This is a genomic window from Aquibacillus albus (assembly GCF_016908325.1).
In the GTDB taxonomy this organism is placed as follows: domain Bacteria; phylum Bacillota; class Bacilli; order Bacillales; family Amphibacillaceae; genus Aquibacillus_A; species Aquibacillus_A albus.
On sequence record NZ_JAFBDR010000021.1, the window covers coordinates 12,560 to 37,146 of the forward strand.

Here is a 24,587-nt window from a genome sequence, read left to right on the forward strand (position 1 = left end):
ATAAAATACATAATAAGGAGAGGAATAAAATATGTTTACAACATATTCTTTAAGAAGAAAATGGTCATTTTCTTTACTTGCAATTTTTTTAAGCCTTGTATTGGCTTTAGTTGGTTGTGGTAATCAAGAGGCAGAAGGTAATGAAGATGCGGATCAAACGGAGAACAATCAAGAAGCTGAAAATAATCAAGAGGATGAAACAAACGAAGAAGAACAAGCTGCTGAGACAGAAAATGTTCGCACAATTGAACATGCAATGGGCACAACGGAGATTGACGGAACTCCTGAGAGAATCGTTACTTTATACCAAGGTGCAAATGATGCTGCTATTGCTTTAGGAGTAACGCCGGTTGGAATAGTTGAATCTTGGATAGAACAACCTGTTTATAAGTATCTAAGAGATGAATTAAGCGAAGTTCCAATTGTTGGTCTAGAGACTCAACCCAATTTAGAGGAGATTGCAAAATTAAATCCAGATTTAATTATCGCTTCCAAATTACGACACGAAGAAGTGTATGATCAGTTGTCACAAATTGCTCCAACCGTTTCCCATGAAACTGTATTTAAGTATAAAGAGACAGTTGAGTTAATGGGTAGCGCAATGAATATAGAAGACAAAGCTGATGAGGTTCTTTCTGCATGGGATGAACGAGTAACTGACTTAAGCGGGAAGCTTGAAGAGAAGTTAGGTGACCAATGGCCACTAAATGTTTCCGTTCTTAACTTTAGAGAAGATCACGCTCGGATTTACAATACTGGTTTTGCGGGATCCATATTAGATGAGCTTGGATTTACACGTCCGGAAAATCAACAGATTGACGATGCAGTAACAATGTTAAATGATAAAGAAAGTATTACTGAAATGAACGCTGATGTTTTCTATATTTTTATGGATGATAGCGAAGCAGTACAACAAACCTATGAAGAGTGGACGAATCATCCGTTATGGGCAGATCTGGATGCTGTAAAAGCTGACCAAGTATACCAAGTGGACCTTGCAACTTGGAACATGGCAGGAGGTATTTTAGCAGCAAACTTAATGCTTGATGATATTTATGATAGATTTGATTTAGAAAAATAATGATAAGGATAGGAGGGGGTATATCTTCCTCCTTTCTTTGTTTATATTGCTCAGAATTTAAACGTGATTGACAGTATAAATTAAGACTTTCACCATTACGACCTGGCGATAAGTCAATTTTTTCTAATATCTTCTTAATTAATTCGAATAGGGAAGAGGATAAAATGGGTAATTTATTTGCTAGTACAAATTCAAAAGTAGTAGGTTTATTTTTTAGTCTTATCATATTTTTATTTTCTTTTATTTTAAGTATCGTATTGGGAAAGACCCCTATTACCTTGCAAGTTGCTATCGATGCTTTTTTAAATTATGATGAGTCCGTTACTGAACACATTATTATAACGACTTCACGATTGACGAGAGCAGTGATTGCAGCTGTAATTGGTGCCAGCCTCGCAATAGCAGGTACTCTCATGCAAGCATTGACAAGAAATCCACTTGCAGCACCTGATATTTTTGGAATTAATGCGGGCGCTCTATTCTTCATCGTTTTCTCAGCAACGTTTTTTTCTGTTAATTCATTAGTTCATTATATGTGGATAGCTTTTATTGGAGCAGCGGTGGCAGCTATACTTGTCTATTTTCTTGGCTCTATTGGGCATGAAGGATTGTCACCAATTAAAATAGTATTAGCAGGTGCAGCTATTACCGCCCTATTTGTTTCTTTTACACAAGGGTTATTAGTTATTGACGAGCAAGGGATACAAAGTGTTTTATTCTGGTTGGCAGGATCTGTTGCAGGAAGAAGTATGGATATGCTTTTACCGGTATTACCATTTATAATTTCAGGAGTATTAGTAGCTTTATTTTTAGGTAAAGCCATTAATATTTTGATGTCGGGTGATGATGTAGCAAAGAGTTTAGGTCAGAACGTAATTTTAGTAAAAGTTATGATTGGTATAGTAGTCGTTTTTCTAGCAGGTGGGTCAGTAGCGGTTGCAGGGTCAATCGGATTTATTGGTTTAATCGTGCCCCATATTGTACGTGGCATAATTGGGACCGATTATAGGTGGGTGATCCCCTTTAGTGCTTTAATTGGAGCAAGTTTACTACTTTTAGCAGATGTGGCAGCAAGGTTTGTTATTATGCCCCAAGAAATGCCGATAGGTGTAATGACTGCATTTTTGGGAACTCCATTTTTTATTTATATTGCACGTAGGGGGTTAACAAGGAATGACTAAGTTTATTTCGGTAAGAAGTAAATCAGGTTCTATTTCATGTCAATTAAATAAAAAGACATTATATATATTTACTATCCTTTTTTTGTTTTCATTGTTGATTTTTGTCATTAGTTTATCAGTTGGAAGTAGTCACATCCACCCACTAGCGGTTATCAAACACTTATTTGGTTATGGAAGTGGTGAATATGACTTTACTATAAATACTCTGAGGTTACCAAGAGTTTTACTTGCCTTTCTCGTTGGTTCTGCATTAGGTGTTTCAGGATTAATCTTGCAAGGAATTGTACGCAATCCTCTTGCTTCTCCAGATATTATCGGGATAACAGGAGGAGCCTCTGTGGGAGCGGTTATATTTATTGTTTATTTTGTAGGTGCAATCAGCATAAAGTTGATGCCTCTAGCGGCTTTATTAGGAGCGACAATTGTTTCCATTATAGTTTATAGTTTGTCATGGAAAAAAGGAGTTACTCCGATTCGTCTTGTACTGATAGGGATTGGAGTAGCGGCAGCTGCGAACGCTATAGTAACGATGTTTATTGTTCTCAGTGATACATTTGCTACAACGAGAGCTTATCTTTGGTTAACGGGAAGTCTGTACGGAGCAAATTTGCAAGATGTGCTTTCTATGTTACCATGGGTTCTTATTTTTATTCCTGTTTCACTTTTATTTTCTAGAACAATGGACGTTAAAGAGTTAGGAGACGATGTGGCTTTAGGTCTTGGTGTAAATGTGCAGCTTCAACGACTGCTATTATTATTTATTAGTGTGTCATTAGCAGGAGCAGCTGTAGCTTTTGCAGGAGGTATTGGATTTGTAGGCTTGATTGCTCCACATATCGCTAGAATGCTTGCTGGTCGTTCATTTGCCGGTCTTGTACCGACCTCAGCATTAATAGGTGGAATCATTGTAATGGTCGCGGATATTGTTGCAAGGACAGCATTTTTACCACTCGATATTCCTGCTGGTGTATTTACTTCCGGAATTGGTGCTCCATTTTTTATTTATTTGTTATATAGGAACCGAAACATGTAAATATACTTTTAAATGAAGAGAGTTTTAGAACAAGTAGTGAAGGGCGTGAGTGTGTTAGTAGCGAGGTCTCTGAACTTAGGTTATAGTGATCATTTAATTATTGAAGATCTCAAGTCTGAAACTTCCTACTGGAGAAATAACGGTATTCGTTGGTCCCGCTAGGTGTGAAAAGTCTACACTATCACGTTCACTTGCCCCTCTTTTAAACCCAAAATCAGGTTACAATTAACTGTTTTGTTAGAAATACCGGAACGTCCAGTAGTTATCTCTTTCCCATTATTTTATCCATTGACGAATAAGCTCTCTATTTCTTTTTTTAAATATTTCATTGTGTGAAGAAACCATTCCAACAGCAGTTGCATCGGGCTCTATAAATTGTTTTGCTTTATTGACAGCATTAGCAGCATCTTGAAAGGCTCCGGCTATTAAATTTAACTTTCCTTCATGTGTTAAGATATCACCTGCTGCAAATAGACCTTGAATAGAGGATTCACTCATTGTACTCCCATCTATAAAATAATTGTCCACTAAGTTAATCTTTAACGGAGTATTTTCAAGGAGAGAAGCATCGCGATCAAATCCATGGTTTACGATTACATCATCAATGTCTACATAAAATACTTTATTGGTTTCCTGATTGGTCAATTCAACCGTTTTTATAGACACACGGTCAACACTAGAAAGTAGCTTTGTAATTTTTGTTTGGAGCATGCAATCAACTGAGCTGTTTAATAATTTCGTGATATTGGATTCATGACCAGTTAATGTATCTTTCCGATGTGCAAGGTACACTTTTTTAGCAATTGGTTCTACCTCATTAGCCCAATCAATTGCAGAATCTCCTCCTCCTGAAATAATCACTGTTTTATCCTTAAAGTAATGTAATGATTTAACTGTATAGTGTAAGTTAGAGATTTCATATTTTTCTGCACCTTCAATTTCCAGCTTATGCGGCTTTAATATTCCACTACCAGTTGCAATAATGATGGTTTTAGAGAGATGTTCGCTGCCTGAAGCTGCTTTTAAAACAAACACCCCGTTTTCATTTTTTGAGATCGACGTCACTCTTTCATTTAACACAACTTCTGGATCAAAGGTTAATCCTTGGTTTACAAGCTGCTCAATTAATTGAGCACCTGTGATAGGGGGTAATCCTCCAACATCCCATATCATTTTTTCAGGATATACATGGATCTTCCCGCCAAGCTGCGGCTGGAATTCAATTACCTTTGTTTTCATTTCACGAAGTCCACTATAAAAGGATGAATAAAGCCCGGCTGGTCCACCACCAATTATTGTTACATCAAAGATTTCATTTTCATTCAACGTTCTCACTCCTCCATGTATGTATGCGCATATAAAAATAACGGTTGACAAACTTTAGTATTATAGTATTATTGTAAGCGACATTGATAATCATTATCAACAAAGTTTTTAAAAAACTTCAAATGGAGGATTCTTTATGGTTCGCCTATTTACAGATCAATTACATATTGGCTACGGTGAACGCTTAATTGTAAAAGATATGACGATTGAAATTCCCGATCAAAAAATTACAACGATTATTGGTTCAAATGGATGTGGGAAGTCAACGTTACTTAAGGCTATTACGCGGATTATCTCCCATCAATCTGGTACCATTATTTTAGATGGCCAAAGTATTTCAAAGGAAGGTACAAAAACCCTCGCGAAAAAAATGGCGATCTTACCGCAAACACCTGAAAGTGCTGCTGGACTAACAGTGGGTGAGTTGGTCTCTTACGGCAGGTTTCCTTATCAAAAGGGGTTTGCGCGCCTAACAAAAAAAGACTTAGAGGTCATTCACTGGGCTCTTGAAGTGACGGGAATTGAGGAGTTTAAATATCGTCCTGTCGATGCATTATCAGGGGGACAACGTCAACGTGTATGGATTGCAATGGCATTAGCACAAGAAACAGACATGATTTTCCTTGATGAACCAACGACATATTTAGATATGGCTCATCAGTTAGAGGTTCTTGAATTGCTGGAAAAGTTAAATGAGGTCCAAGGGAGAACAATCGTTATGGTTCTTCATGATTTAAACCAAGCAGCACGTTTTGCGGACTATATTATTGCGTTAAAAGATGGTCAAATCGTCAAAGAGGGCACAAGTGAAGAAGTCATTAAGCGAGACGTGCTTAAAGATGTGTTTCAAATTGATGCTGAAATAGGCCGAGATCCTCGAACAAATAAACCGATGTGTGTAACGTACAATTTACTTAAAGGGGAAGATTTACATGAAAAAGCTACTAGTACCATTTCTACTGCTGTTCATACTTATTCTTAGTGCATGTGGAAATAATTCATCAGAAGAAAATACAGAAGAAACAAATAACCCTGCAGAAGGTGCAAGTGAAACAACAGAAGACACATCCGAATCAACAGAAAATGAATCTAGTGAAACAGAGGCTGAAGAAGAAACATCAGGTACCATTACGTATGAATCTGAAAATGGACCTGTTGAAGTGCCAGCGGATCCACAACGTGTAGTTGTACTCTCCTCCTATGCCGGGAATGTTATGGCGTTAGACGTTCCGATAGTTGGGGTAGATGCATGGTCAATGGGGAATCCGCTTTATGAAGAGAAGCTAGAGGGTGTTGAAGAAGTATCAGAGGAAAATCTAGAAAAAATTATCGAGCTTAACCCAGATTTAATTATCGGACTAGCTAGTACAAAAAACCTTGATAAAATAAGTGAAATTGCCCCAACTGTTACGTTTACTTGGGGGAGCCATGATTACTTAACACAACATTTAGAAATCGGTAAAGTGTTAAACAAAGAAGAAGAAGCGCAAGCATGGATTGATGATTACAAACAACGCGCACAAGCTTTAGGGGAAGAAGTTAAAGCTGAAATTGGAAAAGATGCAACAGTAACTGTTATTGAAAACTTTAATAAGGACTTATACGTGTTTGGAGATAATTGGGCACGCGGAACAGAGTTGCTTTATCAGGAAATGAAACTGAATATGCCTGAAAAGGTAAAAGAAACGGCTTTAGAACCTGGATATTATACACTCTCTTTGGAAGTTCTTCCTGAATTCGTAGGAGATTACTTAATTGTAAGTAAGACGGAAACAGATACTTCATTCTTGGAATCTGAAACATACAAAAACATTCCTGCTGTTAAAAATAACCAAGTTTTTGTAGCAGATGCAACGAAGTTCTATTTTAGTGACCCACTTACGTTGGAATATCAGCTAGAATTCTTTAGAGAAAATTTTCTTGGTAACTAATTAATCGTAGGCTTAATAGCAAGGCTACAAGGCTAGGATAACTAGGATGACTCATATTTGGGTCATCCTATACTTGTTATTATGACCAAGTTTTGATACATCCTCATTCTTAAAAAGAAAGATGCGATAAATATGGTAAAACGATCAACTTCCATTCCATTTTTATATAAATTTCTCATAGGTCTCTTTGTACTTATTAGTTCCTTTTTTATTTCAATGGTGGTAGGTGCGGCTGATACAAGTCTAAAAGATGCATGGAACGCTATTATATCTAACACAGTGACTGACACAGTTATTATGCTGAATGAAATTCGTTTACCACGTGTAATAGCCGCTATATTTGTTGGTGCTGCTTTAGCAGTTTCAGGAGCAATTATGCAAGGAGTTACGAGAAATCCTCTAGCAGACCCCGGTTTACTAGGTTTAACAGCAGGTGCCAATGCGGCCCTTGCTTTAACCATTGCTCTTATTCCTTACGCTAACTATTTTTGGATTACAATTGTGTGTTTTATAGGTGCTGCGGTAGGTACGATTTTAGTTCTAGGAATTGGCTCGATGAGAAGAGGTGGATTTTCTCCATTTCGGCTTGTGTTAGCAGGAGCTGCAGTATCTGCGTTCCTTCATGCTATTACGGAGTGGATTGGCCTTTATTTTAGGATTTCGAAAGATGTTTCGATGTGGACTGCTGGAGGGTTAATTGGAACCACATGGGGGCAGCTTCAAATGATTGTCCCCTTTATAATCATTAGTATTGTCATTTCTATTTTTCTAGCGAAACAGCTAACCATACTTAGTTTAAATGAAGAGGTTGCAATAGGATTAGGACAAAATATAATTAGAGTGAAATATATGTTGTTCATCATCATTATTTTATTAGCAGGTACATCTGTGGCATTAGTAGGTAACATAGCGTTTGTTGGCTTAATGATTCCTCATATCGTTCGAGGGATAGTTGGAACGGATTATCGTTTTATTTTGCCTATGTCAGCTGTCGCTGGTGCAACGTTCATGCTATTAGCTGACACACTAGGCAGGACGATTAATGCACCTTTTGAAACACCTGTTGCCGCCATCGTATCTATTTTGGGGCTTCCTTTCTTCCTGCTAATTGTTAGAAAAGGAGGAAATGCATTCTCATGATTGATCCTAACCTTATTAAAAAGCAACGCATTATCCTTCTTTTGTTAATAGGGGCTATATTCCTAACAATGATTGTTAGTATGGGTTTGGGCTATTCAAGTGTATCTTATGATCGGTTAATCCCAATTATTTTAGGAGAAGGGACATTTAAAGAAGAATTTGTCCTATTTTCTATTCGATTACCACGAATATTTATTACATTGTTGGCGGGGATGGCGCTGGCGGTCTCAGGTGCTATCTTACAAGGAATAACCAGAAATGACCTGGCTGATCCAGGAATAATTGGGATAAATGCTGGAGCTGGTGTGGGAATTGCAGCATTCTTTTTATATTTTCCAATCGAGGCTGGATCATTTGTCTATGTGCTTCCCTTGGTTGCCTTTATAGGTGCTTTGCTTACAGCTTTTCTCATTTACATTTTTTCTTATAGTAAGCAGAGTGGTTTACAGCCTGTTAAGTTAGTTTTGATAGGAATTGGTTTTTCCATGGCTTGTTCGGGAGCCATGGTTATCCTTATTTCTTCTGCAGAACGCCAAAAGGTAGACTTTATTGCGAAATGGTTAGCAGGGAATATATGGGGAACAGATTGGCCATTTATTTTAGCTATTCTTCCTTGGATCATAATTCTTATCCCGTTTACTTTATATAAAGCAAACCGGTTAAATCTATTGGGGTTAAGTGAACCAGTTGCAATTGGAGTCGGGGTATCTATAGAAAGAGAGAGGCTTGTTCTGTTATTAACAGCTGTAGCTTTAGCAGCGGCTGCTGTGTCTGTAACAGGCGGTATTGCCTTTATTGGTCTAATGGCTCCACATATTGCAAAAAGCTTAGTGGGTCCTAGAAATCAACTGTTTATGCCAATTGCTATTCTTGTCGGTGGATGGCTGTTGTTACTTGCTGATACAATTGGACGTAATATAGTTGAACCTGCTGGGATCGCTGCAGGTATAATGACTGCCTTAATTGGGGCTCCATATTTTATTTATCTATTATTACGAAAATCATAAACAAGTGTTATTGAGGCAGTATATAAAGAAAAGGAGTAAGAAGTGAGAATAGAGCTTAGGGAGCTTCACTGCAACTGCTGAGTGTCAATTTGGTGTTTGCTCCCGTTTTTACTCAATTGCTATAGATAACCTATATTTTTAACTATCCGATACAAGCTCTATCGTATACGTAGCTCTATCCGTAATTAAGGAAAATTTTGATTCATTAAACTGATATAATGTAGAATCTTCTAGTGGTATTTCATAATGAGCTGATGGAAGCTGTTGAAAATCCTGTCCATCGGTATGAATTTTCCCTGGCCCATTTAATTGTAAAGCATGCATAGGCTCATAATCATCGATTCTTCTTGTGTCTCTTGAATAGGAAATGGAGTTTAGCTCCATTAATGTATCATCATAGTCATGCAGTTCACGTTTTGAAATTCTAATTTTTTCTCCGTTCCATTGTTGTAACAATTCATTAAATTCTTCAACTGATAAGTACTGCTGCTTCATCATAATCCCTCCTATATTTATACTTTCCAAGCAAGACGTAATAATACAGTGATTTTTATATAAAAAAATTTATGTTGAATAAACGATTGCAATATAAAGCACGATAACTATACGAAGAAAAATAGAGGGGGAACAATCTAATGATTCTTGCAATCCTCTTTTTAATATTTGTTTCCTTTTTCTTTTCCGGAAGTGAAACAGCACTAACCGCCACGAATAGAATGAGGCTTCAAACGAAGGCAAAAAATAATGATAAAAAAGCGCAAAAGCTTTTAGATATGATTTCTAAGCCAAGTCAATTTATAACCACAATACTAATCGGAAACAATATTGCGAATATATTACTTCCGACACTGGTAACAATGCTAGCGATTGACCAAGGGTTCAGCATTGGCATCGCTTCTGCAATATTAACGATTGTTATTATTATTTTTTCAGAAGTTATCCCTAAATCTGTAGCAGCAGCTTTTCCTGATCGAATTTCTCTACTCGTCTACCCGGTTATACGGTTTTTTGTTATCATTTTCAGACCTATTACGGCTGTACTTAATGGGATGACGGGAGTAATCACACGAGCACTTTCTAAAGGACAAAATGATGACGTGTCTGTATCAAAAGAGGAATTACGAGCAATGGTTGATATAGCTGATTCAGAAGGAACGTTTAAGGAGGAAGAATCGCTTCGAATTAAAGGGGTACTTGATTTTTATAATTTAAATGTCAAAGATGTATTAAAAACACCTAGAGTAAAAATCGTAGCGCTTCCGAGCACAGCATCTTATGAAGAGGTTAGGGATATTGTGATTAAACACCCATTTTCACGATATCCGTTATATAAGAAGGATATTGATCACATCACTGGTGTGTTTCATGGTAAGTATTTGATCCCGTGGTCAACAGAACCAGAAAGATCCCTGAAATCCTACAGCGATATGGACCCTTTAATCGTGTATGAATTTCATTCGATTGAATGGGTTTTTCGGCAGATGACGAAAAAGAAAAAGCATATGGCTATTGTAATAGACGAATATGGTGGAACAGAAGGAATACTAACACATGAGGATATTATTGAAGCTATGATTGGTTTAGAAATTGAAGACGAAACGGATAACCATGATTCAATTGTTGAAAAAATTACAGACACCGAAATTATTTGCGATGGGAAAATTACACTACATCGATTAAATTCAACGTTTGATACAGACATACCAGAGGAAGAGGATGTACTTGCAGGGTATATTCTAAAAGAATTAAATGAGTTTCCTAAAGAGGGTGAAACATTGGAAAGAAATAATCTGACGTTTAAAATTCTTGAAATAGAAGGTAGAACAATTAAAAAGGTTCAAATTATTAAATAGTTCTGTTAGAAATAGCTTATCTGTGTATGCGGGGTAGGCTATTTTGAGGTTCTCAGGAAGAGGAAAAAAATTATCGTTTATAGATAGAGCTTTTATGTTAAACTAACAAATAGTTTAGCGAAAAAGAGGTTAAAAGATACCATGAAACTTTTATCAAAGGAAAATAAGATTTCTAATCAATTATCTACCATCCATCTCATTGTGATTTATTATTTACTGGCTATAAGTATTTCTACCTTATTACTTAGTATACCGTTACTTCATAGTCCGGGAATTGAACTTTCGTTTATTGATACCCTATTTACTGCCGTAAGTGCGATAAGTGTCACTGGGTTAACTGTTGTCTCAACTGCAGAAACCTTTAATGCCTATGGGAAAATTGCCATTGCTTTTATCTTGCAGTTAGGTGGAATTGGGATCATGACCCTAGGAACCTTTATTTGGGTTCTGTTGGGGAAAAAGATTGGGTTACGTGGCAGGCAACTAATTAGAATTGATCAAAATAGTAGAAATTTGTCTGGTCTCGTTAAATTAATGTTAAAGATTTTTAAAATCATTCTAGTCATTGAATTGGTTGGAACGATAATTTTAAGTACATATTTTCTTAATTATTTCGATACTTGGCAAGAGGCTTTGTTACATGGTTTTTTTGGTGCTGTTAGTGCAACGACAAATGGTGGTTTTGATATTACAGGTGCATCATTGATTCCGTTTGCTAATGATTATTTTGTTCAATTTGTAAACATTATTTTAATTATATTAGGTGCAATTGGATTTCCTGTTTTGATTGAAGTACAAGAATTAATGAAGGGGATGTACCAAGACACCAATGATAAATATAAGTTCTCCCTATTTACCAAGCTGACTACATTCACGTTTGTGGGACTTGTGCTGATTGGATGGCTATTAATTTATTTATTAGAACGAAATGCTTTTTTTGCAGACAAGACTTGGCATGAAACGTTGTTTTATAGCTTGTTTCAATCTGTAACATCGAGAAGTGGCGGATTATCCACCATGGATGTAAGTGAATTTTCCATGCCTACACTGATATTGACTTGTGGTTTAATGTTTATCGGTGCATCTCCAAGTAGTGTTGGTGGAGGTATTCGTACGACAACGTTCGCGATAATGCTTTTGGCTATATATAACTATGCAAAAGGAAATTCCTCGATTAAGGTGTTTGGAAGAGAAATTGACCCAGAAGATATTTCAAGATCTTTTATAGTCATTTCAACGGCTACGATGCTTTGTTTTATTGCGACAATCACCTTAGCATCATCAGAAAATTTACCAATTATAACGATTTTATTTGAGGTTTCATCTGCGTTTGGGACGACGGGATTGTCGATGGGGATTACCCCAGATTTGTCTACTTTTGGGAAATGTGTCATTATGTTTCTTATGTTTATAGGAAGAATCGGCATTTTTTCTTTCTTGTTCATCTTAAGAGGAAAAGAAACGAAGGACATCTATCACTACCCTACAGAAAAAGTGATTATTGGATAATGGAAGAGAGCGTTAAACTTTTTGATATTAACGCTCTTTTTCCTTGGTACCAAATTTGGAGCAAAGGATATAAAAGATTAGTAAAACTATTTCCAGGTTAAGTTTCATAAAAAGTTATTCAACAAGATGAACTTCATCATCCACGTGAATGTCACCCGTTTTTATCACAGAAGCATAAACGCCAAAATTATTTTTTCTTTCTTTTATAATAGTTTTATGCAAACTCGCATCTCGTTCTGCATTATCCGGATCAACAGTAATAATCATACACCTTTTACAATAATTAACTAATTCAATTTCTACTTCACTTCCTATTTTTATTCGTCTGCCAATCCATTCTTCTTCTATAAAAGGGATTTTGTCTTTTAATGAAATAAATAAATTAGGACGAAAGCGTCTAAAATCGACTTCGTTTTTCCCCCATATTTCTCTCAAATGATCTAAAGAAGCATCTGTTACAAGTAGAATGTGTTCTACTGCAATTGGCCCAATAGGTACATGGGAAGGAGAATACTCAGTAGTAGAAATTTTTCGTTTCGATTTGTTTTCCAGCTCTCTAATTAATTCTTCATCTTCCCAATCAAAAACCTTACCCTCTGGTGTCATGACTTCTACTTTAGGATATTCCTCTATTAATTCTTCTCCTACAAACCTGGCTTTATATCGAACCATTTCTGGGAACTGTGTAATCGTTAAAAAATTCTCTTTTTTTGTTTCATCTAAGTAAGCATGGCTACGGTCCCCGTATAAACCATAGTCCATTATTTTTGATTTTTGTACAAATTCTCCGTCAAAAGATTTTACAGGATGACGAACAATTTCCTTGATGTGACCAATTAACATTTCCTTCACTCCTATCATTCTAATTTAATTTGCTATAAGTATAACAATCTTTCTGCTGATTATAAAAAAGGCGGGTTTAACCGGCTTTTTATTTATGCCCATTAATAATAATACGTTTACTGTTAATAATAAAAAAGTATAGCAAATAATCGGAAGTAATGAGGTGAAATTAGTGCCGATCATTAAAGTAGAAAACCTGTCAAAAGTGTTTGGCAGGAATGTAAAAGATGCATTGACACTTTTAGATGAGGGGTTAACGAAGGAAAAAATATTACAAGAAACGGGTTGCACGGTTGGTGTTAACCGCGCTTCATTTGAAGTAGAAGCAGGTGAAGTGTTCGTTATTATGGGTTTATCTGGTAGTGGTAAATCAACTTTGGTACGACTCATAAATCGGTTAATTGAGCCAACAGAAGGAAGCGTCTATGTAGACGAAGAAAATTTGGCAAAGATGAACAAAGAGGATTTGCGCCGTGTTCGTCGCGAAAAGCTCAGTATGGTGTTTCAGCGGTTTGCTCTATTCCCACATCGAACAATTTTAGAAAATGCTGAATTTGGACTCGAAATTCAGGGTATCGATAAAACGGAAAGAAGTAAGAAAGCTAAAGAATCTCTTGAACTTGTAGGTTTAGGCAGTTACCTACATCAATATCCAGAGCAACTTTCTGGTGGGATGCAACAGCGTGTGGGCTTAGCGCGTGCGTTAGCCAACGATCCAGAAGTACTATTAATGGATGAGGCTTTCTCTGCACTTGATCCTTTAATTCGTAAAGATATGCAGGATGAGTTGTTAGAGTTACAAGAAAGTATGCAAAAAACAATTATCTTTATTACCCATGATTTGGATGAAGCACTTCGTATTGGGGATCGCATCGCATTGATGAAGGACGGTAGCATTGTTCAAATCGGTACACCAGAAGAAATTCTTGTAAATCCTGTCAATGATTATGTAGAAAAATTCGTTCAAGACGTTGACCGATCCAAAGTATTAACAGCTGAACATATTATGAAGCGACCAGAAACGATTAATATCGAAAAGCATGGACCACGTGTCGCTTTAGAACGAATGAGAGAAGAAGGCTTATCGAGTATTTATGTAACCGATGGTAAACGAAATTTAAAGGGTTATATAACTGCAGATGACGCATCAGACGCAAGAAAACAAGGGATCCAAGATTTAAATCAAATATTAAAAACCGATGTACCGACTGTTCAAAAAAATATATCCATGCATGAAATATTTGATATTATTCACAATTCTCCAGTACCAATTGCTGTTGTTGAAGACGATAAGCTACTTGGAATTATCGTTCGAGGAGCAGTAATAGCTGCACTAGCCGGTGAAGGTGAGGTGAATTTAGAAAATGCTTGATTCAATTCTTAATTTTATACCTAAAATTCCGATTGCAGAAGCGATAGAAACCATTACCGAGATTATTCAAAATACTTTTTCTTTTCTATTTGAACCGATAAAAAGTGGCGGTAACGACTTTATGGAGTGGTTGGCTGAAATATTAGCTGACATACCTGCTGTCATTGTCATCATTGTCGTCGCTGTCTTGGCATTTTTCATCAGCGGAAAACGATTTGGTTTAGCAGCGTTCTCTTTGGTTGGGCTTTGGGTTATTTATAACCAAGGTTTATGGGAAGAACTGATGAGTACATTTGCACTCGTATTAATATCAAGTGTCTTATCAATTATCATTGGTGTTCCTGTTGGTATTTTGATGTCTAAGAGTAAAACAGCTCAGAACATTATTACACCAATATTAGACTTTATGCAGACAATGCCAGCATTCGTTTATTTGATTCCAGCTGTAGCATTTTTCAGTATTGGAATGGTAGCAGGTATTTTTGCATCCTTGATTTTTGCTACACCACCTACCGTTCGTTTTACAAACTTAGGTATTAGGCAAGTATCAAAAGAACTAATAGAAGCATCTGAAGCATTTGGTAGTACAGGTTCACAAAAGCTTCTTAAAGTAGAACTGCCGATGGCTAAAAGTACGATTATGGCAGGTATTAACCAAACAGTAATGCTATCACTATCCATGGTAGTAATTGCGTCCATGATCGGTGCACCTGGCTTAGGAAGAGAAGTGCTTTCAGCTCTTCAAAGAGCTCAAGTAGGACCAGGTTTTGTTGCAGGTATTGGTATTGTCATATTAGCGATTATTATTGACAGGTTCACACAACACTTAAACACACAAAAATAATTAGTTTTCAACTTCTCTTTATTGAAAAGCTAACAATATAGAGCAAATGGATAAAGAGTGGCAAAAAGAAATATAGAATAATAATAAAAATAAGGAGTGGTATAACAATATGTTTAATATTAGATGGAAAAGACTAGGGGTAATTGCTGGATTATCTTTATCTCTCGTAGCTGCTGGTTGTGGACAAGAAGATCCAGAAGATGCTGCTGATAATGCAAATGAGGGTGGGGATGAGCAGACGACAAATATTAGTGAAGAAATCGATTATACAATTACTGGTATTGAGCCTGGTGCTGGACTTACGCAAGCAACGGATAATGCTTTAACTGAGTATGAAAACCTTGCTGGCTGGGAACATGAAAAAGCATCAACAGCTGCCATGTTAACTGCACTAGGGGATGCAATTGATAATGAGGAACCAATTATCGTTGCCGGGTGGTCGCCTCACTATAAATTTGCAAAATATGACTTAAAGTATTTAGAAGACCCAAAAGGTGTTTTTGGTGAGGTAGAACACATTGCAACAATCGTAAGAAAAGGTTTAAAAGAAGATATGCCTGAGGCTTATACGATCCTTGACAGACTCCAATGGGAACCAGCTGACATGGAATCTGTCATGCTTGCCGCACAAGAAATGGAATTTGAAGAGGCTGCCCAGCAGTGGGTGGATGAAAATCAGGATACAGTTGCAGAATGGACAGAAGGTGTAGAGCCTGTAGATGGTACTTCAATAGAGTTAGTATTAACTCCTTGGGATACAGAGCGATCTTCGGCAAATGTTGCAAAAGTAGTATTAGAGCAACAAGGTTTTGATGTTACGCTTACTCCAGTTGACCCGTCTATTATGTTTGAGGCGATTGCAACTGGTGACGGTGATGCTTCTCTTGCTCCATGGATGCCTGCGACGCACGGTGCTTTCTATGAAGAGCATGAAGGTGACTTTGAAGATCTAGGCGAAAACTTAGTAGGTGCTAGGATTGGACTAGTTGTACCATCCTATATGGACATTGATTCCATTGAAGACCTTGAACCTGCAGAGTAAATATAATGAACCAAAAATAGAGGCTTTCCCATAAGGGTCAGACTCCCTCATTCTAATTGAGGGGTCTGACCCCTTTGCTTTTGTGAAAAATCCGTAAATTTCCTGCGATTCCAACTCAATCTGCTTGCGTTACCCTCTCCTGTTTGTAGTATAGTTATACTAAGAATACGTGTGTTTATAAATACATCTGAGCAGCTTTGAATGTGTAGATAAAACAGGAAGGGGTTTGGCAATTAATGACGCAGCAGATTTTTTTGTATAATTCCAAGGTAAGTAAAATCTTGAGAAATATAAATAAAGTAATGATTGGAAAAGAAGAGGTAGCTACATTAAGTTTGGTAGCGCTGTTAGCTGAGGGGCATGTGTTGTTAGAAGATGTTCCTGGTGTTGGGAAGACGATGCTGGTAAGAACACTATCCAAATCTGTTAACTGTGAATTTAAGCGTATCCAGTTCACACCAGATTTGTTGCCATCTGATGTCACTGGGGTTTCCATCTATAATCCAAAAGAAATGGAATTTGAATTCCGAGGCGGTCCGATATTAGGTGATATCGTTCTTGCTGATGAAATAAACCGTACATCACCAAAGACACAGTCGGCGTTATTAGAAGCAATGGAGGAAATGAGTGTAACCGTTGATGGAAGGTCAATATCTCTTAATCAACCATTTTTCGTGATGGCTACGCAAAATCCTATAGAATATGAGGGAACTTATCCATTACCTGAGGCACAATTAGATCGCTTTTTACTTAAATTAAATATGGGTTATCCAAGTCAGGAACAAGAATTAGAAATGTTGGAACGTACTTCGAAGGAGCATCCGATTCAAACGATTGATTCGGTCATGACCAAAGAAGAATTAATTTCAATTCAAAAGGAAGTTAGGGAAGTCTTTGTTGACAAACCGGTCCAACAATATATTGTAAGTATAGTTACAAAGACGAGAACACATCGTTCTGTTTATTTAGGTGTAAGTCCGAGGGGTTCGATTGCATTGATGAAGGCAGCTAAAGCGTATGCGTTCATCCATGGTCGTGATTATGTAATTCCAGATGATGTAAAATACCTTGCCCCATTTGTACTAGGTCATCGAATCATTCTAAATTCAGAAGCGAAGTTTGAAGGGATAACTCCGGGTGTAGTTGTTAATGAGATTTTAGGAGCGGTACCGGTACCTGTAAGAAGGGAATACCCTTAATGCGTCTTAATATTAACATGGCACTTAAATATTTGTTCGTTGTCATTTTATTTGGTGTGTTTTATTCATATGCAATGTTTCAGGGGGGATTTGTCAGCTGGTTTTTGTTTTACAGCTTTTTACCTCTTGTTATCTATATGTTTTTGTTATTAGCCTATCCCATTTCAAACTGGCATGTTTCCCGAAGTCTTTCCAAGCAAGTTGTTCAGGCTGGTGATCAAGTAAAGATAGAATTAGAAATTAATAGAAAGTTTGGTTTTCCCCTTTATTATCTCGTTGTGGAAGAGTTTTTTCCTTCCTCCTTACAGCAAAAGCACGTGACAAGAAAGAACTATCAATTTTTAAATGAGCCTCAAGCACTCACTTTAAAAAGGCAGGTTAAAAAGGTTACTTTTCCATGGTTTAAACGTACGATTCGTTTTCAGTATTCTTTGACTGATTTACCAAGAGGTGAGCACCGTTTACGGGCATTACGTGTGAAAACTGGTGATTTTTTTGGTTTTATTAAAAAGGAGTATGTATATGAGGTAAATAATTATATTCTAGTATACCCTCCAAAACGGAAAGTTCTTGTAAAAGAAAAAGTAAACAGTTTTGATGAAGGGGCTTCACCGACTTTTCAAGTGAATATGAAAAATTCTAATATCGTATCAGGCATTCGGGAGTATATGCCAGGAGATCGTTTTTCATGGATTGACTGGAAAGCTACAGCTCGAAAAAATACAGTAATGACAAAGGAATTTGAGCAAGAAAAAAGTTCTAGTATGTTACTGCTATTGGATGCGACCGATTACCAAGGCATCAATAAGATTGGATTTGAGGCTAGTGTTGAGCTGACCTGTTCTATTTTAGAATCTTACCGGAAGCGGACAGCTCAGCTTGCTTTTATTTCGTTAGGAGAAGAGCAGGTGTTTTTTCCTTTAAATCAAAACCCTGGAAAAGACAGTTTAATCATGAGCTTCTTGGCTACCGTTCAACCAGGGGGGAATACAGCTTTTCCTCAGTTATTAATGGAACAAAGCAAAAGAATTCCAAATGGACTTGTCATCATGTTAGTCACCACCAACGTAAGTCAGTCAGTTAAACAGTCAATCGATCAGCTTAGGCAGAAAAGTAAACGTGTTATGATTTACTTAATTAAGCCAAAAAACCAATTATTAGACGCTGATAATCGTTTGATTCAGCAGATGAAAGTGGAAGGAACTCAAGTGAATGTTTTAACAGAGGAACAATTAATAAAACAGGAATTTGAGGTGAACATGTAATGGAGGGGTCGTCTCGAAATATTTATCAATCGATCATTTATCTATGTGGCTTTTTGCTTTTTTGGGAGTGGTTGCGTCCGCTTAGCACTATTTCAGATACAGGCAGCTTATCTGTGTTTGTTGGTTACACGGCATTCTGTTTCTTGATCTCGATGCTAAAGTTAAAAAGCTGGCTTTCGTTTTTATTGAAATTGGCTGGTCTTCTATTTGTTATTGATGTCTTGTTTATATCAGAGAGAATGTTTAGTAAAGGTTGGTTTTATCTGATATATGTTCATGGACAATTTAATGTGGAGATGATTCTTAACCAACAGTGGAATGAAATGACGCCGATGTTTCGGAGCTTCTTATTTCTCCTGCTATTATGGTTAATGAGTTATCTTTTATATTATTGGTTTGTTATAGCAAAACGTATATTTTTGTTCATATTGCTTACGTTTATTTATATAACGATACTAGATACGTTCACCATGTACGATGGCAGCTTAGCCATCATTCGGATTTTTGTTGTTTCCTTAGTCGCTATGGGAATAAATGGTGTTGCTAGCTTAATAGATCGTGAATCAATTAGTCAGTTTGGTTTGAGGAAAATCACTGCTTGGTTTCTACCATTGCTAGGTGTCATTCTTTTTTCCATGCTTGTAGGCTTTGCTTCACCTAAACTGGATCCGCAATGGCCAGATCCAGTTCCATTTATTCAAAGTACAGCAGAAAATGCTGGTTTTAATCGCGGAAACGTAGTCCAGAAGGTGGGTTATGGGGAGGATGATTCCCAGTTAGGAGGATCATTTATTCAAGATCATTCCCCTGTTTTCCAGGCTGCCACTTCCCAAGATAATTATTGGAGAATAGAATCTAAGGATTTCTATTCAGGCAAGGGCTGGGAGCAATCAACGCCATATAACTATCAAGAGCAGTCCGATGGAAGAATTATGTTAAAGACCTTTCGTGACGGTATTGACACTACAGAGCGCCGTGCAATGGTACGCATGGAAGAGGACGCGAATTTGCCTAAGGTTGTTTATCCATATGGGATAAGACAAATTCAAGGGATGGGACAGGACACGAACTTTTTATTAGATGAAGTGACTGGCTCCATTCAGCCGGAACAGTCTGGTTTCAATGGATATGATATTACTTATCGTTACCCTTCTTTTTCTATTGATAAATTACAAACATCTAGTGAAGAGGATCCAGAAGGAATTAAAGACCTCTATTTACAGCTTCCAGATGACTTACCTGAACGGGTAAAAGATTTAGCGGAGCAAATAGTGGTTGAGGAAGAGACAAGGTATGATAAAGTCACAGCGATTGAACAATATTTTAGCTTGAATGGCTACACCTATCAAACAGAAAACGTAGCAGTTCCTGAAGAAGATGAGGATTATGTTGATCAATTCTTGTTTGAAACAATGGTCGGTTACTGTGACAACTTTTCGACTTCTATGGTTGTTTTGCTAAGGTCTTTAGACATCCCGGCTAGATGGGTAAAAGGCTTTACAAATGGTGATTTACTAGAGGAACAACCTCAAGTTCCGGATGGTTTGGACGTGTATCAAATTAGCAATTCCAATGCACACTCATGGGTAGAGGTATATTTTCCTGATGTTGGATGGGTACCTTTTGAGCCAACGGTAGGATTTGCGAGCCCTGTAGACTTTTTTGAAGAAACAACTGCAGATCCAAGTGATAATGATTCAGATGTAGAAAATGAACAAGAGGATGAAGTAGAACAAGAGCAGGAAGAGGAAGAAGATCTGACTGGGAATTTTCAGGATTTTGAAGACGACTCCGGCCAGATGGGAGAAACATTCTCAGAAGAATCCTCTACGAAAATTTGGAGTTGGATAATCACGATTGCAGTTATTTTAGCCGTTTGCTTTACACTATATTTCACTCGATATCGATGGGTAAGTTATTTTATTTTAAAGCATTATAAACAACGGGAAGATAAAAGTGTTTCTCAAGATGCCTATCACTATCTGCTTAAAATATTAGAGCGTAAGGGAATAAAGCGTGAGCGAGGGCAAACGTTACGTGAGTATGCTAAATTTGTAGATGAAAAATTTGAATCAACGGAAATGAGCAGGTTAACCCATTATTATGAACGGACAATATATAGAAATGAAGACAATTCTGGGCAATGGGATAAAATTTCTGAGTTGTGGGAAAATTTAGTTAAACGCTCACTGTCTTGACCAGAGATATACGGAATGTTATATATATTTAATAGTGCTTTTTGAACATCCACTAATAGTAATGTTTTAAAAAGCTAACGATCACTAATTATCCTTCATATATACTCGAAAATAAGGTTCGAGAGTTTCTACCAGAACACCGTAAATGTTCTGACTATGAAGGTGGAAGTCAACGACCAGATTTCTGCCTTTCATTTGAAAGGCAGATTTTTCTTTTCGACATAGAAGGAGATGAATGTATTGGAATTAAATAACGAAATGGTATTAGTACTTGATTTTGGAAGTCAATATAATCAACTAATTACGAGAAGAATCAGAGAATTTGGTGTATATAGTGAACTTCATTCTCACCGTTTAACAGTGGAAGAAATCAAAGAAATGAATCCGAGTGGAATTATTTTGTCAGGTGGACCACATAGTGTTTATGATGATAACAGCTTTCGTTGTGATGAAAGAATTTTTGATTTAGATATCCCTGTGTTAGGCATTTGTTATGGGATGCAATTAATGACACAGCATTTTGGTGGAAACGTACAAAGAGCGAAAGAAAGAGAATATGGAAAAGCTGATATTGAATTAGCTGGGGATCCGCTATTGTTTAAAGGAACTCCGAAAACGCAAACCGTTTGGATGAGTCATAGTGATAAGATTATTGAACCTCCTCAAGGGTTTACAATTGGTGCAACAAGCACATCAACACCAGTAGCAGCGTTTAGTGATGCAGAGAGACAATGTTATGGAGTACAATTTCACCCAGAAGTTAGAAATACGGAATACGGAAATCAACTCCTAAAACAATTTGTTTTTGATGTATGTCAATGTAAAGGCGATTGGTCAATGGAAAGCTTCATAGAACAAGAAATCGATAAAATTCGAAAGCAGGTAGGAGATAAAAAAGTACTATGTGCTCTAAGTGGTGGCGTCGACTCTTCTGTTGTTGCTGCTTTGATTCATAAAGCGATTGGAGATCAATTAACTTGTATCTTTGTTGATCATGGATTGCTTAGAAAAAATGAAGGCGACATGGTTATGAAGACGTTTCGGGATGAGTTCCAAATGAACATTATTAAGGTCGATGCTGAAGACCGCTTCTTATCAAAGCTAGAAGGTGTTTCTGATCCAGAACAAAAAAGAAAAATTATCGGAAATGAGTTTATTTATGTTTTTGATGATGAGGCGGATAAAATTAAGGATATTGATTATCTTGCTCAAGGAACGCTTTATACTGATATTGTAGAAAGTGGAACGGAAACGGCTCAAACTATTAAATCCCACCATAATGTTGGTGGTCTTCCGGAAAATATGCAGTTTGAGTTACTAGAACCATTAAACACACTATTTAAAGATGAAGTACGTGCTTTAGGTACAGAGCTAGGAGTTCCTGAAGATATTGTTTGGAGACAACCTTTCCCAGGTCCGGGTCTTGGAATCCGGGTGCTAGGCGCGATAACAAAAGATAAGCTTCAAATCGTTAGAGAATCAGATGCAATTTTAAGAGATGAAATCAAAAATGCTGGTTTAGACAGAGATATATGGCAATATTTCACCGTTCTCCCTGACATTCGGAGTGTTGGTGTAATGGGGGACGCACGTACGTATGATTATACAATTGGAATACGTGCAGTCACTTCAATTGATGGCATGACATCTGATTGGGCGCGAATTCCATGGGAAGTACTTGAAAAAATATCTACTAGAATTGTCAACGAAGTAGAACATATTAATCGTGTTGTTTATGATATTACAAGTAAGCCACCAGCAACGATAGAGTGGGAATAATTACTAGGTATAAAATTTCACAAAACAGTTCATGCTTATAAAACCCTTTAAGCATGAACTGTTTTTGGATTTGAATGCTGATTCTGACAAGAACTAAAGGGTATTTTGCCGAACAATGTTGTCAGGAAATGTAACAAACATTCGTTTTTTGCTTGACTCTCAAATGAGTCATTAGTATTATATTACTGTATTGATAAATTTATAGAAATCCGTCGTATAATTTTGGGGATATGGCCCATGAGTTTCTACCTGACCACCGTGAATGGTTTGACTACCTAGGAATGTTGAAATACATATTGTATCTACAAATTTCTTTTAGATTAGATGGTAGTACTTTTGGTCTTTTTAATGGCGGGAAATATGGGAGGATTTGTCGTGAATAAATTTTTTCAGTTTGAGGAATTAGGTACAAATTTTCGTACTGAGTTTATCGCAGGATTAACAACCTTCTTATCCATGGCTTATATTTTATTTGTAAACCCGATTATCTTGGGAGCAGATGGAGCGACCGGTATGGATCAAGGAGCTATCTTTACCGCGACAGCAATTGCAGCAGCTGTAGGTACACTTATAATGGGACTATATGCAAAATATCCTGTAGCATTAGCTCCTGGTATGGGTTTGAACGCATTCTTTGCTTATACAGTAGTATTAGGATGGGGTATTCCGTGGGAAACAGCTTTAGCTGGTGTATTAGCTTCAGGTCTTATATTTATTGTTTTAACACTAACAGGACTTCGTGAATTAGTTATCAATGCTATACCTGCTAATTTAAAATTCGCAGTAGGTGCTGGTATTGGTTTGTTTATTGCTTTTATCGGTTTCCAAAACTCAGGCATTATTGTTGCTGATGATGCAACAATGGTTGCGTTAGGTGACTTAACGAGTGGACCAACACTACTTGCTGTATTTGGTTTGATTGTTACCGTAGTTTTAATAGCTTTAAATATTAAGGGTGGCGTATTCTACGGTATTATTATTACATCTATTGCAGGAATGATTGGTGGCTTAATTGCTCCTCCAACAGGTGTTGGTGATATCGTTGGTCCTGTTCCAAGTTTAGCGCCAACATTTGGACAAGCATTTGCGCATTTTGGAGATATTTTTACTGGACAGATGCTAGTAGTTATTTTAACTTTCTTATTTGTCGACTTTTTTGATACAGCGGGTACGTTAGTGGCTGTAGCAACAAAAGCAGGATTGATGAAAAATAACAAATTACCACGTGCTGGTAAGGCATTGTTTTCTGACTCAGCTGCAACAGTAGTTGGTGCAACGCTAGGTACATCTACAACAACTTCCTATGTAGAGTCAACCACTGGGGTAAGTGCTGGTGGACGTTCTGGTTTTACAGCGGTAGTAACAGCAGGATTCTTTATTCTTGCATTAGTCTTTTCGCCGTTATTAGGAATTATTACAGCTGAAGTAACTGCACCTGCGCTAATCGTTGTTGGTGTATTAATGTGTACTGCGCTGAAGGATATTGAGTGGGATCGATTTGAAGTAGCTGTACCTGCATTCTTGACAGTGATTACAATGCCACTTGCCTATAGTATTGCAACTGGTATTGCGATGGGATTCATTTTCTATCCGATTTTAATGGCAATCAAAGGAAAAACAAAAGATATTAACCCAATTATGTGGCTGTTATTTATTGTATTTCTCCTTTACCTTATTTTCTTACATTAGATATAAATCTGAAAAAGCTATGGCTGATTTATCAGTCCATGGCTTTTTTGTTTCAACACCGAACTTTAACACAGCCAAAAAAAGATAGAGTAATAATTAGAAAGCAATGTGATAATATAATAAGAGAGATTAACAATAAAACATCTTAGTTGACATTTTCAGCTTATTTATATTGTAATATATAGAGGATTCTTTCCAGTTTTATACGCCATTGTTAGCCTTGCTAAAGCTACGAAACAATCATCAAACGATAAAGTGAACTTGTTATTAGAAACCGCTTTCAAAACACAAGGAG

The 24,587-nt window shown here is 37.0% G+C and carries 20 protein-coding genes and 2 riboswitches; of the genes, 17 read left to right on the plus strand and 3 right to left on the minus strand.

Annotation, left to right across the window (positions count from 1 at the left end; all coding sequences use genetic code 11):
- Positions 1-31 precede the first annotated feature (31 nt).
- The 3 genes from JOC48_RS16015 (at position 32) to JOC48_RS16025 (ending at position 3,295) form a co-directional block, all read left to right on the plus strand.
- Positions 32-1,081, plus strand: a complete 1,050-nt coding sequence (locus JOC48_RS16015; protein WP_204501374.1) for an ABC transporter substrate-binding protein — start codon at positions 32-34, stop codon at positions 1,079-1,081.
- A gap of 164 nt (positions 1,082-1,245) precedes the next feature.
- Positions 1,246-2,262 (plus strand): FecCD family ABC transporter permease, encoded by a 1,017-nt coding sequence (locus tag JOC48_RS16020; protein WP_204501375.1) that lies wholly within the window; start codon positions 1,246-1,248, stop codon positions 2,260-2,262.
- Positions 2,255-3,295, plus strand: coding sequence for a FecCD family ABC transporter permease (locus JOC48_RS16025; protein WP_204501376.1), 1,041 nt, complete (start codon positions 2,255-2,257; stop codon positions 3,293-3,295). The genes JOC48_RS16020 and JOC48_RS16025 overlap by 8 nt, the downstream gene beginning before the upstream one ends.
- A gap of 276 nt (positions 3,296-3,571) precedes the next feature.
- On the opposite strand, the gene JOC48_RS16030 is transcribed toward JOC48_RS16025, so the two are convergent.
- Positions 3,572-4,621, minus strand: coding sequence for an NAD(P)/FAD-dependent oxidoreductase (locus tag JOC48_RS16030; RefSeq protein WP_204501377.1), 1,050 nt, complete (start codon positions 4,619-4,621; stop codon positions 3,572-3,574).
- A 136-nt stretch (positions 4,622-4,757) separates the two neighbouring features.
- Here JOC48_RS16030 and JOC48_RS16035 point away from each other — a divergent pair, with 136 nt between their 5' ends.
- From JOC48_RS16035 to JOC48_RS16050, 4 genes are all read left to right on the plus strand, one after another.
- Complete coding sequence (locus JOC48_RS16035) at positions 4,758-5,603, plus strand: ABC transporter ATP-binding protein (RefSeq protein ID WP_204501379.1); 846 nt, start codon at positions 4,758-4,760, stop codon at positions 5,601-5,603.
- Entirely contained in the window at positions 5,554-6,552 is a 999-nt protein-coding gene (locus JOC48_RS16040; RefSeq protein WP_204501381.1) for an iron-hydroxamate ABC transporter substrate-binding protein, read from the plus strand. Before JOC48_RS16035 ends, JOC48_RS16040 begins: the two co-directional genes overlap by 50 nt.
- A 132-nt stretch (positions 6,553-6,684) precedes the next feature.
- Entirely contained in the window at positions 6,685-7,692 is a 1,008-nt protein-coding gene (locus tag JOC48_RS16045; RefSeq protein ID WP_204501383.1) for a FecCD family ABC transporter permease, read from the plus strand.
- Positions 7,689-8,699, plus strand: a complete 1,011-nt coding sequence (locus tag JOC48_RS16050) for a FecCD family ABC transporter permease (protein ID WP_204501385.1) — start codon at positions 7,689-7,691, stop codon at positions 8,697-8,699. The genes JOC48_RS16045 and JOC48_RS16050 overlap by 4 nt, the downstream gene beginning before the upstream one ends.
- A gap of 138 nt (positions 8,700-8,837) precedes the next feature.
- On the opposite strand, the gene ymzB is transcribed toward JOC48_RS16050, so the two are convergent.
- Positions 8,838-9,194 carry a protein YmzB gene (ymzB, locus tag JOC48_RS16055; RefSeq protein WP_204501387.1) on the minus strand — a complete coding sequence of 119 codons (357 nt, stop codon included), beginning with the start codon at positions 9,192-9,194 and terminating at the stop codon, positions 8,838-8,840.
- A gap of 140 nt (positions 9,195-9,334) precedes the next feature.
- Between ymzB and JOC48_RS16060 the strand changes: the two genes are divergently transcribed.
- Both JOC48_RS16060 and JOC48_RS16065 read left to right on the plus strand, forming a co-directional pair.
- Positions 9,335-10,552, plus strand: a complete 1,218-nt coding sequence (locus JOC48_RS16060; RefSeq protein ID WP_204501394.1) for a hemolysin family protein — start codon at positions 9,335-9,337, stop codon at positions 10,550-10,552.
- Positions 10,553-10,693: 141 nt separating this feature from the next.
- Positions 10,694-12,061 carry a TrkH family potassium uptake protein gene (locus JOC48_RS16065; RefSeq protein ID WP_204501396.1) on the plus strand — a complete coding sequence of 456 codons (1,368 nt, stop codon included), beginning with the start codon at positions 10,694-10,696 and terminating at the stop codon, positions 12,059-12,061.
- A gap of 114 nt (positions 12,062-12,175) precedes the next feature.
- On the opposite strand, the gene JOC48_RS16070 is transcribed toward JOC48_RS16065, so the two are convergent.
- The gene (locus tag JOC48_RS16070; protein ID WP_204501398.1) at positions 12,176-12,904 is read right to left on the minus strand and encodes an MOSC domain-containing protein; all 729 of its coding nucleotides are present in this window, start codon (positions 12,902-12,904) and stop codon (positions 12,176-12,178) included.
- Positions 12,905-13,076: 172 nt separating this feature from the next.
- Here JOC48_RS16070 and JOC48_RS16075 point away from each other — a divergent pair, with 172 nt between their 5' ends.
- The 8 genes from JOC48_RS16075 (at position 13,077) to JOC48_RS16110 (ending at position 24,292) form a co-directional block, all read left to right on the plus strand.
- Entirely contained in the window at positions 13,077-14,276 is a 1,200-nt protein-coding gene (locus JOC48_RS16075; protein WP_204501400.1) for a betaine/proline/choline family ABC transporter ATP-binding protein, read from the plus strand.
- Positions 14,269-15,120 carry an ABC transporter permease gene (locus tag JOC48_RS16080; RefSeq protein WP_204501402.1) on the plus strand — a complete coding sequence of 284 codons (852 nt, stop codon included), beginning with the start codon at positions 14,269-14,271 and terminating at the stop codon, positions 15,118-15,120. Before JOC48_RS16075 ends, JOC48_RS16080 begins: the two co-directional genes overlap by 8 nt.
- A gap of 109 nt (positions 15,121-15,229) precedes the next feature.
- Positions 15,230-16,162, plus strand: coding sequence for a glycine betaine ABC transporter substrate-binding protein (locus JOC48_RS16085; protein ID WP_204501403.1), 933 nt, complete (start codon positions 15,230-15,232; stop codon positions 16,160-16,162).
- 236 nt (positions 16,163-16,398) lie between these two features.
- Positions 16,399-17,361 carry an AAA family ATPase gene (locus tag JOC48_RS16090; RefSeq protein WP_204501404.1) on the plus strand — a complete coding sequence of 321 codons (963 nt, stop codon included), beginning with the start codon at positions 16,399-16,401 and terminating at the stop codon, positions 17,359-17,361.
- Positions 17,362-17,378: 17 nt separating this feature from the next.
- On the plus strand, positions 17,379-18,626 hold the full coding sequence (locus tag JOC48_RS16095) for a DUF58 domain-containing protein (protein WP_204501407.1): 1,248 nt from the start codon (positions 17,379-17,381) through the stop codon (positions 18,624-18,626).
- Positions 18,626-20,824 carry a DUF4129 domain-containing transglutaminase family protein gene (locus tag JOC48_RS16100; RefSeq protein ID WP_204501409.1) on the plus strand — a complete coding sequence of 733 codons (2,199 nt, stop codon included), beginning with the start codon at positions 18,626-18,628 and terminating at the stop codon, positions 20,822-20,824. Before JOC48_RS16095 ends, JOC48_RS16100 begins: the two co-directional genes overlap by 1 nt.
- A gap of 75 nt (positions 20,825-20,899) precedes the next feature.
- Positions 20,900-21,001: riboswitch (purine riboswitch) on the plus strand.
- 54 nt (positions 21,002-21,055) lie between these two features.
- On the plus strand, positions 21,056-22,603 hold the full coding sequence (gene guaA, locus JOC48_RS16105; RefSeq protein WP_204501411.1) for a glutamine-hydrolyzing GMP synthase: 1,548 nt from the start codon (positions 21,056-21,058) through the stop codon (positions 22,601-22,603).
- A gap of 192 nt (positions 22,604-22,795) precedes the next feature.
- Positions 22,796-22,897: riboswitch (purine riboswitch) on the plus strand.
- 81 nt (positions 22,898-22,978) lie between these two features.
- Positions 22,979-24,292: a solute carrier family 23 protein gene (locus tag JOC48_RS16110; protein ID WP_204501413.1), complete on the plus strand. Its 1,314-nt coding sequence runs from the start codon at positions 22,979-22,981 to the stop codon at positions 24,290-24,292.
- The last annotated feature ends 295 nt before the right edge of the window (positions 24,293-24,587 follow it).

Excerpts from the sequence above, each read along its gene's own strand:
- JOC48_RS16015 (WP_204501374.1), top strand. The coding sequence starts at position 32 with ATGTTTACAACATATTCTTTAAGAAGAAAATGGTCATTTTCTTTACTT.
- JOC48_RS16020 (WP_204501375.1), top strand. The coding sequence starts at position 1,246 with ATGGGTAATTTATTTGCTAGTACAAATTCAAAAGTAGTAGGTTTATTT.
- JOC48_RS16025 (WP_204501376.1), top strand. The coding sequence starts at position 2,255 with ATGACTAAGTTTATTTCGGTAAGAAGTAAATCAGGTTCTATTTCATGT.
- JOC48_RS16035 (WP_204501379.1), top strand. The coding sequence starts at position 4,758 with ATGGTTCGCCTATTTACAGATCAATTACATATTGGCTACGGTGAACGC.
- JOC48_RS16040 (WP_204501381.1), top strand. The coding sequence starts at position 5,554 with ATGAAAAAGCTACTAGTACCATTTCTACTGCTGTTCATACTTATTCTT.
- JOC48_RS16045 (WP_204501383.1), top strand. The coding sequence starts at position 6,685 with ATGGTAAAACGATCAACTTCCATTCCATTTTTATATAAATTTCTCATA.
- JOC48_RS16050 (WP_204501385.1), top strand. The coding sequence starts at position 7,689 with ATGATTGATCCTAACCTTATTAAAAAGCAACGCATTATCCTTCTTTTG.
- ymzB (WP_204501387.1), bottom strand. The coding sequence starts at position 9,194 with ATGAAGCAGCAGTACTTATCAGTTGAAGAATTTAATGAATTGTTACAA.
- JOC48_RS16060 (WP_204501394.1), top strand. The coding sequence starts at position 9,335 with ATGATTCTTGCAATCCTCTTTTTAATATTTGTTTCCTTTTTCTTTTCC.
- JOC48_RS16065 (WP_204501396.1), top strand. The coding sequence starts at position 10,694 with ATGAAACTTTTATCAAAGGAAAATAAGATTTCTAATCAATTATCTACC.
- JOC48_RS16070 (WP_204501398.1), bottom strand. The coding sequence starts at position 12,904 with ATGTTAATTGGTCACATCAAGGAAATTGTTCGTCATCCTGTAAAATCT.
- JOC48_RS16080 (WP_204501402.1), top strand. The coding sequence starts at position 14,269 with ATGCTTGATTCAATTCTTAATTTTATACCTAAAATTCCGATTGCAGAA.
- JOC48_RS16085 (WP_204501403.1), top strand. The coding sequence starts at position 15,230 with ATGTTTAATATTAGATGGAAAAGACTAGGGGTAATTGCTGGATTATCT.
- JOC48_RS16090 (WP_204501404.1), top strand. The coding sequence starts at position 16,399 with ATGACGCAGCAGATTTTTTTGTATAATTCCAAGGTAAGTAAAATCTTG.
- JOC48_RS16095 (WP_204501407.1), top strand. The coding sequence starts at position 17,379 with ATGGCACTTAAATATTTGTTCGTTGTCATTTTATTTGGTGTGTTTTAT.
- JOC48_RS16100 (WP_204501409.1), top strand. The coding sequence starts at position 18,626 with ATGGAGGGGTCGTCTCGAAATATTTATCAATCGATCATTTATCTATGT.
- guaA (WP_204501411.1), top strand. The coding sequence starts at position 21,056 with ATGAATGTATTGGAATTAAATAACGAAATGGTATTAGTACTTGATTTT.